This is a genomic window from Microcystis sp. BLCC-F209, from assembly GCF_041928595.1.
GTDB lineage: Bacteria > Cyanobacteriota > Cyanobacteriia > Cyanobacteriales > Microcystaceae > Microcystis.
On record NZ_JBHFLL010000159.1, the window covers coordinates 1 to 15,401 of the forward strand.

Here is a 15,401-nt window from a genome sequence, read left to right on the forward strand (position 1 = left end):
CTCCTGATTGAAGATGATGGTTTAGGAACCAATAATCTCTTCCTCACGGGACGGGATAGGGAGCGCTTCTTAATTCAGAATTCGGCTCTTTTCTATGTCGGTTTTACTCCTAATTTTGAAGCTCAAAACAGTTACGAAGTCACCGTCAATGTCGATGATACAACCGTTGGTGTCACCCCCGATCTCACCCAAACCTTAACTTTAAACATCACCGATGTCAACGAAGCTCCCACAGCCCTAATTCTGGCCAATAGTACCAATGCGATCGCTGAAAATACCGATACCAGTCAAGGTGTCAAAGTTGCCGATATTCAGATTAGCGATGATGCCTTGGGGACCAATAGCCTTTCTTTGTTGGGGAATGATCAGAGCAGTTTCCAGATTCGTGGCCGGGAATTATTCTTCATCGGTAAGGCTGATTTTGAAGCCCAATCCCTCTATAATCTGACGGTGGCGGTAACGGATACCACCCTCAACCCGGCTCCCAATGCCACGCCAGACGCAACGGTTAATTTCACCCTAGAAATTACCAATCTACCCGACCAAGACGTTAATCCCCAGGCCCTTGAATTTAAAAATACGGGCAATGGACAGGGTTCTCTGGTTTTCAACTTCAGTAACTTGCCCAGTAGCATACAGGTGACAGCCATTGAGGAGGGACTCCAACAGACGGGAGCTTTCTTTAATAACGTTGTCGGTCTCTATCCAGTGGCGGATGACAACGGAGCCGTTTTTGACAGCCTCGATTTAGATGGAGATGGCAACGCCACAGAGTTAATTCAACCGGGTCAAGCGGGTTATGCGCGTAGTGCCTTAAGTCAAGCAGTGAATAACTTCTTTTTGCGGGCCAGTGGGGAAGGGGCAAACCAAAGCACCACCGCCGCTGAATTTGGAGATGTGTTGTTGGAAGGGGGGCGACGCTACGCACCTTTTGTCATTGCCAATGGGGGCAATCTGGGAGAAAGTCTGCAAGGGAGTGTTCAGGCATTTTTGACCAAGAATCCCGATAACGTGGCGGCTACCCTAGAAAACTATATGAGTCATGAGGTGGCCTACTTCTCCTTTGGGTCGGCAAATCCCGATGGGGCGGAACATTTACGGTCAAGGGGGAATAATATCTTTGGCTTTGAGGATTTACCGGGGAACTTACCCAATATCAGCGATAACGATTTTAATGATGGGATTTTGGCGTTTAATTTTATTGCTTAATCGTCCTTTGCTGGTTTGATAAACTATTTCCTCTGGGAGTTGCCGGTGGTTGTCTTTTTCTAACTGCGAATCACCGTCATTTGTCGCCCCACAGAACTCATTGCCGTTCCCGATTAATGGTGGCATGGCTGGCTTCCAATCCAGCAATGATTTATAGTTATTTCAAATAAGAACGAGACACTAGCCTGAATTATTCACCAATTGCCAGCCGTTTTTTAGCCAGATCGCTGAAGGACTTTCCTAGCAAGAATTTTAAGTATCTTCCCAAATCTTCATCAATAAAGCAGGCTAAGTAAATAAAATTTCACAACTCGATCGCTACAACTATCCCGCCAAGAACTACAATAACCCTAGGCATCTGTGTGAAAAAAAGACCCATCTATGCAACTTTCGCCCCAAGAAAAAGATAAATTACTCATTTTCACGGCGGCACTGCTCGCCGAAAGACGCAAAAACCGTGGTATCAAGTTAAATTATCCCGAAGCGATCGCCTATATTAGCGCCGCCATCCTCGAAGGTGCGAGGGAAGGTCGGAGCGTCGCTGAATTGATGAGTTACGGCACCACTTTATTGACTCGCGAGGAGGTAATGGAAGGCATCCCGGAAATGATTACGGAAGTGCAGATCGAAGCGACTTTTCCCGATGGTACTAAATTAGTTACCGTTCACAATCCCATTCATTAACAGGAGATTTTTAGCAGTTATGATTCCGGGAGAAATTATCACACCATCTGGGGAGATTGAGATTAATGTCGGTCGCGACACCCTGCGTATTTCTGTGGCCAATACAGGTGATCGACCGATTCAAGTGGGTTCCCACTATCATTTTTATGAAGTTAACGAGGCCTTGGAGTTCCAGCGCGAATTAACCAAAGGAACCCATCTGAATATTCCCGCAGGTACGTCCGTTAGATTTGAACCGGGAGACACGAAAGAGGTGGAATTAGTTGCCATTGCGGGAACTGAAGAAATTTATGGCTTTAATGGTGTAATTAATGGTTCCCTCAAAGGCAAGAAAAAGAAAAAGTAAGGCCTTGACAGAAAAATTATCACAGTTCGATCGCTCAATTGTGGTAACATCAAGGCAACGATAACTAATTCTTTCCAAGACTATGACGACGGTAAAAATTGGCATCATTGGCGGCAGTGGTTTGTATAAAATGGATGCCCTCAAGGATGTGCGGGAAGTATCCCTCGATACTCCTTTTGGTTCTCCTTCCGATGCTTTAATTCTCGGTACTTTAGACGGAACAGAAGTTGCCTTTTTAGCGCGTCATGGCAGAAGTCACCATTTTTTACCGACCGAATTACCCTTTCGAGCTAATATTCACGCTCTCAAACAATTAGGGGTTGAATATATTATTTCCGCTTCGGCCGTTGGTTCCCTCAAAGCGGAAGTTAAACCCCTAGATTTAGTCATTCCCGATCAATTTATTGACAGAACTAAAGAGAGAATAGCGACTTTTTTTGGGGAAGGAATTGTTGCCCACGTCGCCTTTGGTGATCCCATTTGTCCCCAATTAGCCAGCATTTTAGGGGATGCCGTCGCCAGTTTAAACCTACCGGAAGTTACCCTGCATCGGGGCGGTACATACCTCTGTATGGAGGGGCCGGCTTTTTCTACTAAAGCGGAATCAAATCTCTATAGAAGTTGGGGGGCAACCGTGATCGGTATGACCAATTTAACCGAGGCTAAATTAGCGCGAGAAGCGGAAATTGCCTACGCTACCTTAGCCTTAGTTACCGATTACGATTGTTGGCATCCCGATCACGATCATGTCACGGTAGAAATGGTGATCGAAAATCTCCACCATAACGCTATTAATGCCCAAAAAGTCATCCAAGAAACGGTGCGTCGTCTGGCAGCTAATCCTCCCGTTTCCGTCGCTCATTCTGCCCTTAAATACGCTATTCTTACCCGTCTAGATTCTGTTCCCGTCGCCACTAAAGAAAAATTAGCTCTCCTGTTGCAAAAATATCTTGAAGAAGTAGAGAAATAAGAGCCGAGAAAAGTGGCCGATAAATCTAGAAATGGGCCATTTTTCTCGCTGTTATTCAGACGCTCAATTTGACCCTTAACGAAGGCAGGAGGCAGGGGACGGTCGGCGAAAGGCAAAAGGCAGCTTTGTTATCCCCACATCCTACACCCCACACCCTGCCCCCACGAACAGCTTTTTGCCGCAAACCCTAACTAGCTAGGTATTCTCTGATGTTAGCCCTGCGTTTTCTTAATTTAGCGATCGCTTCTCGTTCGATCTGACGGACGCGTTCACGACTGATATTGAGTCGAACGCCAATTTTCGCTAGGGTGAGGGGCTGCCCATTATCTAAACCAAAACGCAGACAAATCACTTCTTTTTGTTGAGGGGTGAGGTCTGCCATCAGTTTTTCCAAATCCACTTGCAGGGAAGAATAGGCAGTGTAATCTTCGGGGGAAAGTCCCGTATCTTCCAAGAGTTCCCCTAATTCCGTGTCTTGATTGTCCCCCACCTTTAAGTCAAGGGAAAGGGGTTGACGGGACCTTTCCAAGTAGTCTCGCACCTGTTTGGGAGTTAGATCTAATTCCTCGGCTAATTCGGCAATGGTGGCAGCGCGACCCTTATCTTGAGCTAGTTGACGCTGGGCCTTTTTGATTTTATTCAGTTTTTCGGTGATGTGGATGGGCAGACGGATGGTGCGACTTTTTTCTGCGATCGCCCGGGTGATGGCTTGGCGAATCCACCAATAGGCATAGGTGGAAAAGCGATAGCCTTTGGTGGGATCGAATTTTTCCACACCTCTTTGCATCCCAATGGTTCCCTCTTGGATCAGGTCTAATAGATCTAGATTGCGTTTTAGGTATTTTTTAGCCACGGAAACCACTAGACGCAGGTTCGCTTCTACCATCTTGCGCTTGGCGAAATCCCCCGCCCCTAATTCTCGACGTAGTTGTTCTTCACTAATTTCCGCCGCTTCTGACCACTGGCGATCGCTGGGTTCCCTGCCGAGTTGAGATCTTAGGGATTCTTTGATTTTTTCCAGAAAAATTAATCTTTGTACCTGTTTCGCGTAGAGAATTTCCTCTTCATGGGTGAGAAGGGGAACTCGGCCAATTTCTCTGAGATAGGAGCGAACTGGATCGGTGGGGTTTTTCGAGGTTTTCATGAGTGCGCGTCGGTTGAGGGTTGATATGCAGGGATTGATGGCGTTTTTCAGATCGCTTCCCCAGGGGCAGTTAAGGAGATGCTATCGGAGTTTTTTCTAGTTTTGTAAAGAGATTGGTGAGTGATTACTCAAGGATAGAGAGAAATCTAATTGAGGATTTAATTGGCTCTATAGTCCTGTTTTTAGCTATATGTAGAGTTTATGGGCATAAATGGCAAGTAGTGAGAACCTTGGTTATTTAACTAATATTACAACAATTATTAAATATTGTAAAGTTTATGAGAAAAAAATTATCCCGATCAGCAACGCCGCAAGGAAGGGGAGGTTTGAGTATCTGTACTCATAGATTACCCAAAGGTTTCCGATCGGGATGCAATCTAGATGACAAAATGAGCAATTTTCTCAGATAGCGATCGCTATCTGAGCGGTGAAGAGAGTAGTCATACTAAATCCTGTTTAAAAAGTATAGGATAGTGGGGTGTGGGGAGAAACAATTCATAACTTGAGAGTTAATCACACTATTAAAAAGGGATTTAGTATCAGAGGAAGTTCGGACATTTGTACTAAAATGTCCAATACTTAGTTTAAAGGCAGTAAAGCTGATATTTTCTGGCAAACCTCTTGATTGTCAGTGCTTGGCCAGGGAAAGCGGAGATGTCTTCCCAAGACATCTCCTTAAATTAGGGTTGGCTGAAAAAGTCGCGCAGGGAATTATGCTATTAAATGCCAAGCATTTGGCACTCAAGTAATATTGTCTGGCAATTTTCACCCCTATCGAACCCGTCAATGGCCGCTCCCCGCACCTTCCCCACCGGTGCGTTGCTGAGGGTGGGGACTGACGCTTAAAGGCTATTTTGGTTTAGTTTGGACGCTAATAGGGCCATTAACGATGGTTTGACAGGCTAAACGATAATTTTCGGGTTTTTTCTTCAGACAACGCTGTTCAAAGTCGGTTTTAGCCGAGAGATTTTCCATCCCCTCGACAATTGCCACTATACAAGTACCACACTGACCGTAACCGCCACAATTCATCAATTTACCGCCAAAAGTGTAGATATCAACGCCATTCTGGATTGCTTTCTCTCGTAAATTCGCTCCATCTGCCGCTACCACGATCTTATTCTCTTTGACGAAGTTGATGTTACCCATGACTGTCTTACCCTAAATTTTTGCAAATTAATATTAAAAAATATTAAATTTTTTTGATTGTAACATTTTTGGCTCGCTCTTCTAAATATTCGGCGATGCCAATAGCGATCGCTTTTTTACCGATAAATTTCCCCAATGCCGCTTTTGTGACCAAATAAGCCACCTGTTCCCCTTGATCGCCCTTTTCCTCACCCCTATTAGCAATGACGGCCTGATAGCCCTTTTCTAGGCGTTTACGGGCGATTTCCAGCAACTCCTCCTGACTGACTCCCTCCTGATACTTGAAAGTCACCATCTCTAAATCGGGAAATTTTTCTCTCACCTTGTCAATCACTTTTTCCGTCGGCACAAAATTAAGATTTAACTGCCCTCCACTGGGAATCTTAGCATAAAAAGGGCTTTCTAAGCGATAATCGGCCACTGCCGCCGAAAAAATCCCAAATTTATAATTTTTACTCTCTAATTCTCCCATAACCTTCCCTAGATACTCGTCATAAGTTTCAATAATTTCATGGGGTAAATAAGCGGGGGGTGTATAGCTGCCCCGTCCGTGGATTAACTGCACCTTTGCCCCGCGCAGGTATAATTCTTCTGCAATAGCGGCCCCTAATTGTCCAGTAAAACGATTAGTTAAGCGACGGATATTATCGATAATCACGGGTGTGGGTCCACCAGTGACTAAAATCGGCATATTTTTCAGGACAGAATTACTGAGAATCCCACAGGCTGCCACGGTAATCTCTTTTTCCCCGGGGAGATTGTGCTTACCGTAATCATCGCGGGGTGGCATAATCTCGACTCCCAAGCGATCGAGAGTTTGCAAAGATTCAGTCAGAATAGCATTATGTAAACTGCCGTGCATGGTGGGGACAAGCAGAATTTTAGTTTTTCCCTTTTCCTGTCGTCCCAAGGCCGAGGCCAAGCATGAAGTGATCACTCCGTCAGCGATTCCGTAACGAAACTTATTAATCGTGTTATAGGTAGCGGGGGCGACTAAATAAAGATCAAAGGGAGATTGATCGCTTAAATGTTCTGCTTTTGCCGTTAATTGGCTAATTACGGGATTAACCGTACTCCATTCCAAAGCTTCCCTGGTGACGTATCTTAAAGCTTCTTCCGAGACAAAAGCCACGACTGTAGCCCCAAATTTCCGCAAAGAGCGGGCAATTAGTGGCGCTTTCATGGCCGCAATCCCTCCCGTTACCAGTAAAGCAATCCGTTTACCCCAGAGATGATGATTTTCTAAGGGTACTTCGCGATCGCCTAAGTCCGAATCCGTGGGAGGGGAGAAATTCCAAGTCATAAATTTGGGGGTGGGGGTTTTGTCAGTGATCAGTAAACAGTAAACAGTAAACAGTGAACTGAAAACTCAAATCTGATCACTGATAACTGATAACTGATCACTGATAACTGATCACTGATAACTGATTCGGTTATCCCTATTCGGGGTTTGTCTATCCCTGAGGGAGAAACTGGTTATCCTAGTAAATAAAGGGTTGCTTCGGTGTTCTTATGATTGACAAAATTTTAACTAAAGTTCGATCGCTTGCCAAGCCGCTATTAGTTCTAGGATTAGTGACAACGCTGATTTTAGGCAATGTTTCCAGTGCTTTGGCGGCATCGGGGGGTAGAATGGGGGGCGGTAGTTTTCGCGCCCCTAGTCGCAGTATTAGCCCTTCTAGAGGTGGTGGTTACAGTTCCCCCGGTTACGGTGGAGGTATTGGTTTTCCCTTCCTTTTACCCTTCTTTTGGGGTGGTGGTGGCGGTGGCTTAATTTCTCTGTTAATCTTTTTTGCTATTGCCAATTTCCTCGTTAATGCTTTCCGTAATGGTGGAGGCAGTGATGAGAATGGTATGACGATAGAATCCGGTTATGAAACCGTCTCCGTGGCTAAAGTACAGGTGGGTTTGTTGGCTAATGCCCGTTATCTGCAACAAGAATTAAATCAAATCGCCCTAACTGTGGATACTAGCACCTCCGAGGGACGCGTCGAAGTCTTACAAGAATCGGCCCTCGCCCTGTTGCGTCATCCGGAATACTGGGTTTATGGTAACGTCGATTGCCAACAAACCAGCCTCAGCAGTGCAGAAGCGAAGTTTAATCAGTGGTCTCTCAACGAACGCGGTAAACTAACGGCGGAAACCTTAACTAATTACAATAATCAACTGCGTCAAGGTTCTCAAGAAAATATTTTACCCGAATCGGCTGGAGAATTAGCTAAAACCGCACCGGAAGGCTATATTTTGGTGACTATTTTAGCTGGCATTGTCGGTAAATTTTCTCTAGCCAAAATTAATGATTCCCAAGACTTGAAACAAGCCCTGCAACAAATTGGTAGTATGGGAGGCGATCGACTTTTAGCGGTAGAAGTGATTTGGACTCCTCAAAGCGAGGGTGATATTCTCAGTCAAGACGACATTCTCGCCAATTATCCCGATCTGAAATTGGTGTAATTTGTCGGGGTATAACCCTAGATATTGCCCAAAATCTCCCCTTTAACGGGGAGATTTTTTGATTATTAGGGAATTGCTGCCATTAACAATATAACTCCTGAATCCACTGCCATTCTTGGGCTAATCCTTCGGCTAAAGAGACTTGGGGGTCATAACCTAGAATAGTACGGGCTTTGGTGACATCGGCGGCGGTGTGACGGGCATCTCCCCGGGCGAGTCCTTGATGCGATCGCTCGATAGGTTTACCGATGACTTTTGCCATGGTATCCAAGACATCCAGCAAAACCACGCGACTACCACCACCAATATTAAACACCTCCCCCACCGCTTCCGGCACTACGGCAGCGGCTAAATTAGCGGCTACAGCATCGCTAATAAAGGTAAAATCGCGGGTTTGTTTGCCATCCCCGTAGATGCCGATGGCTTTACCTGCGATCGCTGCTTGAAAAAACTTATGGAAAGCCATATCGGGACGTTGCCGCGGTCCATAAACGGTGAAATAACGCAAGGCAGTGACGGGAACGTTAAAATTCTGGTGATATAGCCAACAGAGTCTTTCTGCCGCTAATTTGGTGATGCCGTAGGGTGAAACCGGTTGGGGACAAAGGGTTTCGGGAGTCGGCATCGTTTCCGCATTGCCATATACCGAGGAAGTGGAGGCAAAAACCATCCTTTGTAAAGACGGGGTTTCCTTAGCGGCCTCAAGAATGATTTGAGTAGCATTTATATTCCTTTCGGTATATTGACGAAATCCATCACCCCAGCTTGCTCTGACTCCCGCTTGGGCTGCCTGATGGAATAATACTTCTACTCCTTGCAACAGTTGTCGCCAGTCGAGGGCTTGTATATCCGCTTCAATTAACTTAAATTCGCGATATTTTGCTAGAATATGAGCATTTTTGCGCTTTAAACTGGGGTCGTAATAATCGTTAAATTGATCGATACCGATCACCTGATCTCCTTGTTCTAACAGCTTTTCTGCCAAGTTAGAACCGATAAAACCTGCGACACCAGTAACAATATGAGTAGCCATTTAATCCTAGTCGTTGATATTTTGGATCGATTGTAATCATTTTTGCGCTTTTTGCCGTAATCAATGTGCGCCGTCCGCGGTCCGCTTTTAGGGGTCAAAATCGATAGATTTATTATATCTCCTGCAAAAATCAAGAATCTTTCCTTAGATAAGGAGAGTCCGAAACAGGCGACTGGAGGAGAAAAAAGACAAGAGACAACTATCCGATCCATAAAACCGAAGATTATGTCAAATTTATCCTAAGTTTTAGATATTTTGACCCGATACCGCCTCGATAACTTGCTTTTGCAGCAGATTTATTCTATCTCGATGGAGCGATTCATCTCCCGTTAAACCGCGTAGCGGTTAACGGGAGATGAATCGCGACCAGAATGAAACTAACGCGGTAGCATTTCCACTTTCCGGGAGTTTTGGTTCTCGACGTATTTTTTTAGTGGTTCGACGGTAACGCCGCCACAACTGGACAGGAAATAAGCTCCCGTCCAAAAATAGGGAAGGAGCGAAATCTTGTCAAGAGTTAGCCTCCCTAACTGAGACCAATTCTGCTGCTTTATACCGACTGATGAGAGGGTTAGCTAGTGTGGGAATTTTTCAAGAAACTGAATCTCAACAGTTTATACTAACTCCCTTAGCTGAACATTTATCTAGTGACCATCCCCGGTCAGTAAAAGCGACAGCGATTATGTTAGGAGAAGCCCCCCATTATCAAGCTTGGGGAAATGTGTTACATAGTATTAAAACGGGACAACCATCCTTTGATGATGTCTTTGGGATGGGGGTCTTTGAATATTTTCAAACTCATCCGCTAGATGCAGAGATTTTTGAACAGTCGATGAATAGTTTTTCTTTGTCGGAGGAGAAAGCTATTTTAGCTGTGTATGATTTCTCGGAATTTCAAACCCTAGTAGATGTGGGTGGTGGGTACGGTGAGATGTTGGGGACAATTTTAGAGCAATATCCCCAACTAAAAGGGATTCTTTTTGATGAAGAATATGTAATTTCCCATTGTCAACCCACTTTAGAAAAACACGGTATTGTTGATCGTTGTCAAACCGTTGGAGGTAGTTTTTTTGAATCCGTACCGTCGGGAGGAGATGGCTATTTATTAAAACATATTATTCATGATTGGGATGATCGACGAGCGATTGCTATTTTGAAAAACTGTTGTCAAGCTTTAGATAGCGATGGGAAAGTTTTAGTCTTGGAAATGGTTGTTCCTGCGGGTAATAATCCTTCGGCCGCTAAAATGTTAGACCTAAATATGTTAGTTATGTGTCCGGGAGGTAAAGAAAGAACCGCAGAAGAATTTGAGGAATTGTTGAGCCAAACTGGTTTAAAATTAAATCGAATTATTCCGACTCAAGAAGATATTTGTATTATTGAATGCGTTAAAAAATAACATAGAAACCCGTTTTCTTCAAGAAAACGGGTTTCTATTTAGGTAGCCCAAGATTTTGCCCAGGCGAGAATTTCATGAACTCGATCGAGGGTTGAAGATTCACAGTAGAGACGCAAAACTGGTTCTGTACCACTAAAGCGAATTAACAACCAACTCCCATCTTCTAAACGGAATTTATAACCGTCGATAGGATTACAATCAGTCACTTGTTTACCGGCAATTTCCCTTAAGGGTTCCTGATCCAAAGCAGTAATTAACTGATGGCGAGCTGCCATATTAGCTAGGGGCAAATCAATACGATCATACTGAGAATAAAAACCAGTTTTATCCTGTAATTGCGCGTAAAGATCGCTTAGATCTTGGCCCGATTCTACCACTGCTTCCAAAACGTATAAAGCTGATAATAAAGCATCCCGTTCGGGAATGTGACTACCATAACCGACACCTCCCGATTCTTCCCCACCAATTAACACAGGAGTGGTCAACATTCGATCGGCGATATACTTATAACCGATCGGGGTTTCAAAGACCGATAAACCGTATAAACTGGCTAATTTGGGAATTAAATCGGAACCGCTCACCGTTTTCACAATTTCCCCTCTCATTCCTTTTTTGCCGGCTAAATGCTCGATTAAAATCGGGATGAGATTTTGGGTGCTTAAAAAATTCCCCCGACCATCGATCGCCGCCACTCGATCGCTATCGCCATCGAAGACCAAACCTACTCGCAAAGGGGCTAAATTTGCGCTGTGAGCCAGCTTATCGATGATTTCCGTCAAATTTCTCGGCAAAGGTTCCGGAGAGCCGCCACCGAACAAAGGATCGCGATTGCCGCGTAATTCCGTGATTCCCACCCCCAAAAGACGCTCTAAACCGGTAGCCGCCGCACCGTGCATGACATCGGAATAAACTTTTAGTTGTCCCGATTCGATCGCGTTGGCAATAGCGGCAATATTAACTTTTTGGCGTAAACCCTGACAATAACCCGACCACGGTTCAAAAGTGCTTAATTTACCTGCATTGGCCTTAAATTGCGGCGGATTAGACAATAAAGCTTCAATTTGTTGGGTAATTTCCGGCGAGACAGAACCACCAAAATAACCTTTAACCTTCAAACCGAGATATTTAGCTGGGTTATGACTGGCGGTTAACACGATCGCACCGAGAGCATTTTCTGATCGAGCTGCCCAACTAAAAGCGGGAGTGGGAGCGTAGGATTGGGAGAGAAGCACATCAAAACCAGCTTTTTGCAGCGATTCCGCCGCAGTTTGAGCAAAATCCTCCGCCATAAACCGCCGATCATAGCCGACGATCATCGTCCGCGAACCCGTGATCCGACCATAATTATCCGCTAAAACTTGAGCCGCCAAGGGAGCGAGCAGAGCGACTCGATCGAAAGTAAAATCGGCGGCGATAATCCCGCGCCAGCCATCGGTTCCAAATTTAATCGGGTTCACGGTGGTCATGATTTACGAACTACCCTTAAATATCCATTTTCCCAATACTGTAACCCGCTCCGTACCCCTTGGCGATAGGCAATGGGGAGATGGGGAGATGGGGAGATGGGGAAATGGGGAATTTCAGCTAAAACCCCAACACCCTAACACCCTAACACCCTAAAAACCCAACACCTTTTCATTTTTCCCGATCATCGCTTTTTGCCGCCGAATCGAGCGCGCCGACTTCACTGGCTAATAATTTTTCCATTAACATTTGTAACTTCATCCGTTCTATATAGGGCCATCCCCCGGTTTCCTCGATATCCCGGAGTAATCCGTATAAGTCCTTACGGGTATTGGGTAAAGACGGCTCGAACATCTGCTCGCGAATTTGCCGATGTAAATTTTCTAAAGTTCGCAGCAACATTAACAAACCGTTACAATCTCCCTGCTGTTCTTGGGCGATCGCTGTCACCGTCGTTACAAGGGAATGCAGTTGGCTATCTAATTGGCTATTATCTCCCGGCAATCGGCTATTCATCGAAATTTTTGCATCTGAAAACAGTCACACCGATCATATCAGTCATCAGCTATCAGTTACTTAGAGCCTCCTGACTTGAAAGAGGGTGTGGGGAAGTGGGGAAGTGGGGAAGTGGGGGGGGTGGGGAAGTGGGGAAGTGGGGAAGTGGGGAGAACAAAGCTGCCTATTGCCTCCTGCCTCCTGCCTATTGCCTCCTGCCTATTGCCTCTTGCCTCTTGCCTCTTGCCGGCTGCCTCCCGTCTCCTGACTCCTATCTCCTGACTCCTATCCCCTGCCTGCCGTCCCCTGTCTCCCATCTTCTCAATGGTCACTGATCTTTGATAAACTGAGTTTCGGTGAATTGGCGCAACCGATTCGATAATTCATCAGGCTATGGATCAAGGGTAGTAATTGTAAAGATTGACAAAGAGAGGTTGACATAGATGAGATTTCGTGCCTTGTTAGTTGCCTTTTTAGCCTTGTGCTTAGGGGTATTGACAGCTTGTAGCGACGCGCCTAGTGCCGTCCTGAATAGAAACGAGCTAACCTATGATGAAATTTTAAACACGGGATTAGCTAACAAATGTCCGCAGATTTCCGAGTTCACCCGGGGTACTCTCCCCTTAGAACGCGGCGAAAGTTATGTGGTGACGGATTTATGCTTGGAACCCCAAGAATATTTTGTCAAGGGTGAACCCGTTAATAAGCGGGAAGCGGCCACCTTTATCCCGGGTAAACTCTTAACCAGAGATACCACCAGTTTAGAACAGATGACAGCGAGTTTAAGCGTAGGCGAAGACGGTGTTTTAACCCTCAAGGAAGAAGACGGTATCGATTTCCAACCCATTACCGTACAATTACCCGGAGGTGAAAGAGTTCCCCTCTTCTTTACCATTAAAGGTTTCACTGGCAAAACCGAAGCCGGATTTAACTCGATTAACAGTTCCACCGATTTTGAAGGCGACTTTAAAGTTCCCTCCTATCGTGGCGCTGGTTTCTTAGATCCCAAAGGTCGGGGTGTGGTAACGGGTTATGATAATGCTGTCGCTTTACCCGCTAGTGCTGATAGTCAAGATTTCCAGCGCGCTAACGTCAAAGCGACGGAACTGGGTAAAGGTACTATGTCTTTACAGGTAACTAAAGTTGACGCTTCTACCGGCGAGTTTGCTGGTGTTTTTGAAAGTGAACAGCCTTCCGACACCGATTTAGGCGCAAAAGATGCTGAAGAAGTGAAAATTCGCGGCATTTTCTACGGTCGTCTCGAAGCTCGTGCCTAATTAATAAATTCAGAATTTCTGGAAATTAAGGCGAATTTCTCCCCAGAGAAGTTCGCTTTTTTTCGGCTCTCTTGGGGTTATTAAAGGGTTACAATAAAGATTGACCTCGCCATGGAGGAAGAGTTGCTAATGCCCAAGAAGACGAACAAGCAAACGGAAGCCAAAAGTTACAACCATGGCGAGGAACATCCCCAGCGCCCCGATATTGGCACGGAACCCCACTTCAAGAAAAAGAAACCCCCTGTCACCTATCGTTATGATTCCTCCTTGTCCCCGGAGTTAAACTGGGATGAAAACCCCGCACGAGAAGAAGCTGAGGCCTTAATTGAGCAAATTCTCGCGGCAGAAGATTTAGAAACCGCCAAAATAGCAGCGCGTAAACTCAAGGCAATCGGTGAACCGTTTTTAAATTGGACAGGAAAGGCCGAAAGGTTATCTTTTCAAGTGCCAACTTTACCTCTATTTGTCCATGAACGTTTATCCACTAGGGCAATTATTGAAACCCTGAAATCCCACAAGGTGGAAAAAGGGGAACAATTGAATCTATTTAATGACCCTAAATGGTCAATTACTGACCAGATTCTCCGAGCTTATGAGTACCACGATAAATGGGTAAATAGGATGATTCTCGGTGACTCGCTGGTGACAATGAACTCCCTACTACAATATGAGGGGATGGGGGGTAAGGTGCAGATGATTTATATTGACCCTCCCTACGGGGTAAAATTTGGTTCTAATTTTCAACCTTTTGTGAGAAAACGCGACGTTAAACACAACGATGACGATGATTTCACCCGCGAACCGGAGATGGTGCAAGCTTATCGAGATACTTGGGAATTAGGGTTACATTCCTATCTGAGTTATTTACGCGATCGTTTGTTGTTGGCCCGGGAGTTGTTGACTGATAGCGGTAGTGTTTTTGTGCAGATTTCCGATGAGAATGTTCATCATGTTCGGGAATTGATGGATGAGGTTTTTGGCGGGGAGAATTTTGTTAGTTTGATTAAGTTTAGAAAAAAAACGATGCCTTTAGGAGCAAAACTTTTAGAGGAAATAGGTGATTTTATATTATTTTATGCCAAGAAAAAAGAAAATCTTAAATATAAACAAATCTTCCAAGATATGAATGTTCAAGGCGATAATCATTGGAATTATGGAATTTTACCTGATGGAACAACTAGAAAATTAAATATTGAAGAAATAAATAATCATAAACTTTTACCTGATGGAACTGATTTAGTCCAATTAGTTTCAATGAGTCCAATTGGTATCAGTAGTGACAGGGTTTTTCCCGTTCAAATCAATGGAAAAACTTATCATCCCCCTCAAGGTAAGTGCTGGAAAACCAGTCAAGAAGGAATGGATAGATTAAAACAGCAAGGAAGATTGATTCCCTATGAAGACGGAAAAACGCTGAGATATGCACTTAAATTAAGCGATTACGCAATATCTCCTTTAACTGCGATGTGGAGTGATACATCAGCACCTTCAAATATGAATTATGTAGTTCAAACATCAAATAAAGTCATCCAACGCTGTCTATTAATGACCACCGACCCCGGCGATTTAGTATTAGATATCACCTGTCTAAGAAAAGGTACAAAAATCCTTATTCCCCACCAACCAACTAACTCCCCCCCTTTGAAGGGGGGGCAGGGGGGGGTAAAATCTCAGATACCGGGGAGCGGGGCCCCCCCACCCCCCCCCCCCGGGGGGGGGGGGGGGGGGGGGGGGGGGGGGGGGGGGGGGGGGGGGGGGGGGGGGGGGGGGGGGGGGG

General features: G+C 45.2%; 13 protein-coding genes and 2 pseudogenes. 8 read left to right on the plus strand and 7 right to left on the minus strand.

Translation table 11 applies throughout. The annotated features are described in order from the left end of the window. The 4 genes from ACE1AQ_RS09695 to ACE1AQ_RS09710 form a co-directional block, all read left to right on the plus strand. On the plus strand, positions 1-1,209 hold a 1,209-nt coding region (locus ACE1AQ_RS09695; RefSeq protein WP_374808321.1), incomplete at its 5' end, for a DUF4114 domain-containing protein. A 381-nt stretch (positions 1,210-1,590) separates the two neighbouring features. Beyond that, positions 1,591-1,893 (plus strand): urease subunit gamma, encoded by a 303-nt coding sequence (gene ureA / locus ACE1AQ_RS09700; RefSeq protein ID WP_002738360.1) that lies wholly within the window; start codon positions 1,591-1,593, stop codon positions 1,891-1,893. Between the two features lie 19 nt (positions 1,894-1,912). After that, positions 1,913-2,239 carry an urease subunit beta gene (locus tag ACE1AQ_RS09705; RefSeq protein ID WP_008199032.1) on the plus strand — a complete coding sequence of 109 codons (327 nt, stop codon included), beginning with the start codon at positions 1,913-1,915 and terminating at the stop codon, positions 2,237-2,239. Between the two features lie 82 nt (positions 2,240-2,321). Next, the gene (locus tag ACE1AQ_RS09710) at positions 2,322-3,209 is read left to right on the plus strand and encodes an S-methyl-5'-thioadenosine phosphorylase (protein ID WP_008199029.1); all 888 of its coding nucleotides are present in this window, start codon (positions 2,322-2,324) and stop codon (positions 3,207-3,209) included. 187 nt (positions 3,210-3,396) lie between these two features. Here the strand turns inward: ACE1AQ_RS09710 and ACE1AQ_RS09715 are convergent, their stop codons facing one another. The 3 genes from ACE1AQ_RS09715 to ACE1AQ_RS09725 form a co-directional block, all read right to left on the minus strand. Next, entirely contained in the window at positions 3,397-4,353 is a 957-nt protein-coding gene (locus tag ACE1AQ_RS09715; protein ID WP_008199027.1) for an RNA polymerase sigma factor, RpoD/SigA family, read from the minus strand. 849 nt (positions 4,354-5,202) lie between these two features. Then, positions 5,203-5,502, minus strand: a complete 300-nt coding sequence (locus tag ACE1AQ_RS09720) for a 2Fe-2S iron-sulfur cluster-binding protein (protein ID WP_008199024.1) — start codon at positions 5,500-5,502, stop codon at positions 5,203-5,205. A 43-nt stretch (positions 5,503-5,545) separates the two neighbouring features. Continuing rightward, positions 5,546-6,805 (minus strand): phosphopantothenoylcysteine decarboxylase, encoded by a 1,260-nt coding sequence (locus tag ACE1AQ_RS09725; RefSeq protein ID WP_110545719.1) that lies wholly within the window; start codon positions 6,803-6,805, stop codon positions 5,546-5,548. A gap of 209 nt (positions 6,806-7,014) precedes the next feature. Here ACE1AQ_RS09725 and ACE1AQ_RS09730 point away from each other — a divergent pair, with 209 nt between their 5' ends. Next, positions 7,015-7,956 (plus strand): DUF1517 domain-containing protein, encoded by a 942-nt coding sequence (locus ACE1AQ_RS09730; protein WP_002761304.1) that lies wholly within the window; start codon positions 7,015-7,017, stop codon positions 7,954-7,956. An 82-nt stretch (positions 7,957-8,038) separates the two neighbouring features. Here the strand turns inward: ACE1AQ_RS09730 and ACE1AQ_RS09735 are convergent, their stop codons facing one another. Further along, on the minus strand, positions 8,039-8,989 hold the full coding sequence (locus ACE1AQ_RS09735) for an NAD-dependent epimerase/dehydratase family protein (RefSeq protein ID WP_106909685.1): 951 nt from the start codon (positions 8,987-8,989) through the stop codon (positions 8,039-8,041). A 377-nt stretch (positions 8,990-9,366) separates the two neighbouring features. Then, positions 9,367-9,483: pseudogene (locus ACE1AQ_RS09740) on the minus strand (transposase); the annotation flags it as partial. Here ACE1AQ_RS09740 and ACE1AQ_RS09745 point away from each other — a divergent pair. Beyond that, a pseudogene (locus ACE1AQ_RS09745) lies at positions 9,483-10,388 on the plus strand (methyltransferase); the annotation flags it as partial. The pseudogenes ACE1AQ_RS09740 and ACE1AQ_RS09745 overlap by 1 nt on opposite strands. Before the next feature lie 38 nt (positions 10,389-10,426). Here the strand turns inward: ACE1AQ_RS09745 and ACE1AQ_RS09750 are convergent. Together ACE1AQ_RS09750 and ACE1AQ_RS09755 are read right to left on the minus strand one after the other, a co-directional pair. Continuing rightward, a complete protein-coding gene (locus ACE1AQ_RS09750) occupies positions 10,427-11,854 on the minus strand; it encodes a phosphoglucomutase/phosphomannomutase family protein (RefSeq protein WP_008199015.1) in 1,428 nt (475 codons plus the stop codon). Between the two features lie 169 nt (positions 11,855-12,023). After that, positions 12,024-12,368 carry a hypothetical protein gene (locus ACE1AQ_RS09755; protein ID WP_008199013.1) on the minus strand — a complete coding sequence of 115 codons (345 nt, stop codon included), beginning with the start codon at positions 12,366-12,368 and terminating at the stop codon, positions 12,024-12,026. Positions 12,369-12,790: 422 nt separating this feature from the next. Here ACE1AQ_RS09755 and ACE1AQ_RS09760 point away from each other — a divergent pair, with 422 nt between their 5' ends. Further along, positions 12,791-13,624 (plus strand): photosystem II manganese-stabilizing polypeptide, encoded by an 834-nt coding sequence (locus tag ACE1AQ_RS09760; RefSeq protein ID WP_008199011.1) that lies wholly within the window; start codon positions 12,791-12,793, stop codon positions 13,622-13,624. Positions 13,625-13,753: 129 nt separating this feature from the next. Then, the coding region (locus ACE1AQ_RS09765; RefSeq protein WP_374808326.1) for a site-specific DNA-methyltransferase at positions 13,754-15,401 on the plus strand (1,648 nt) is incomplete at its 3' end.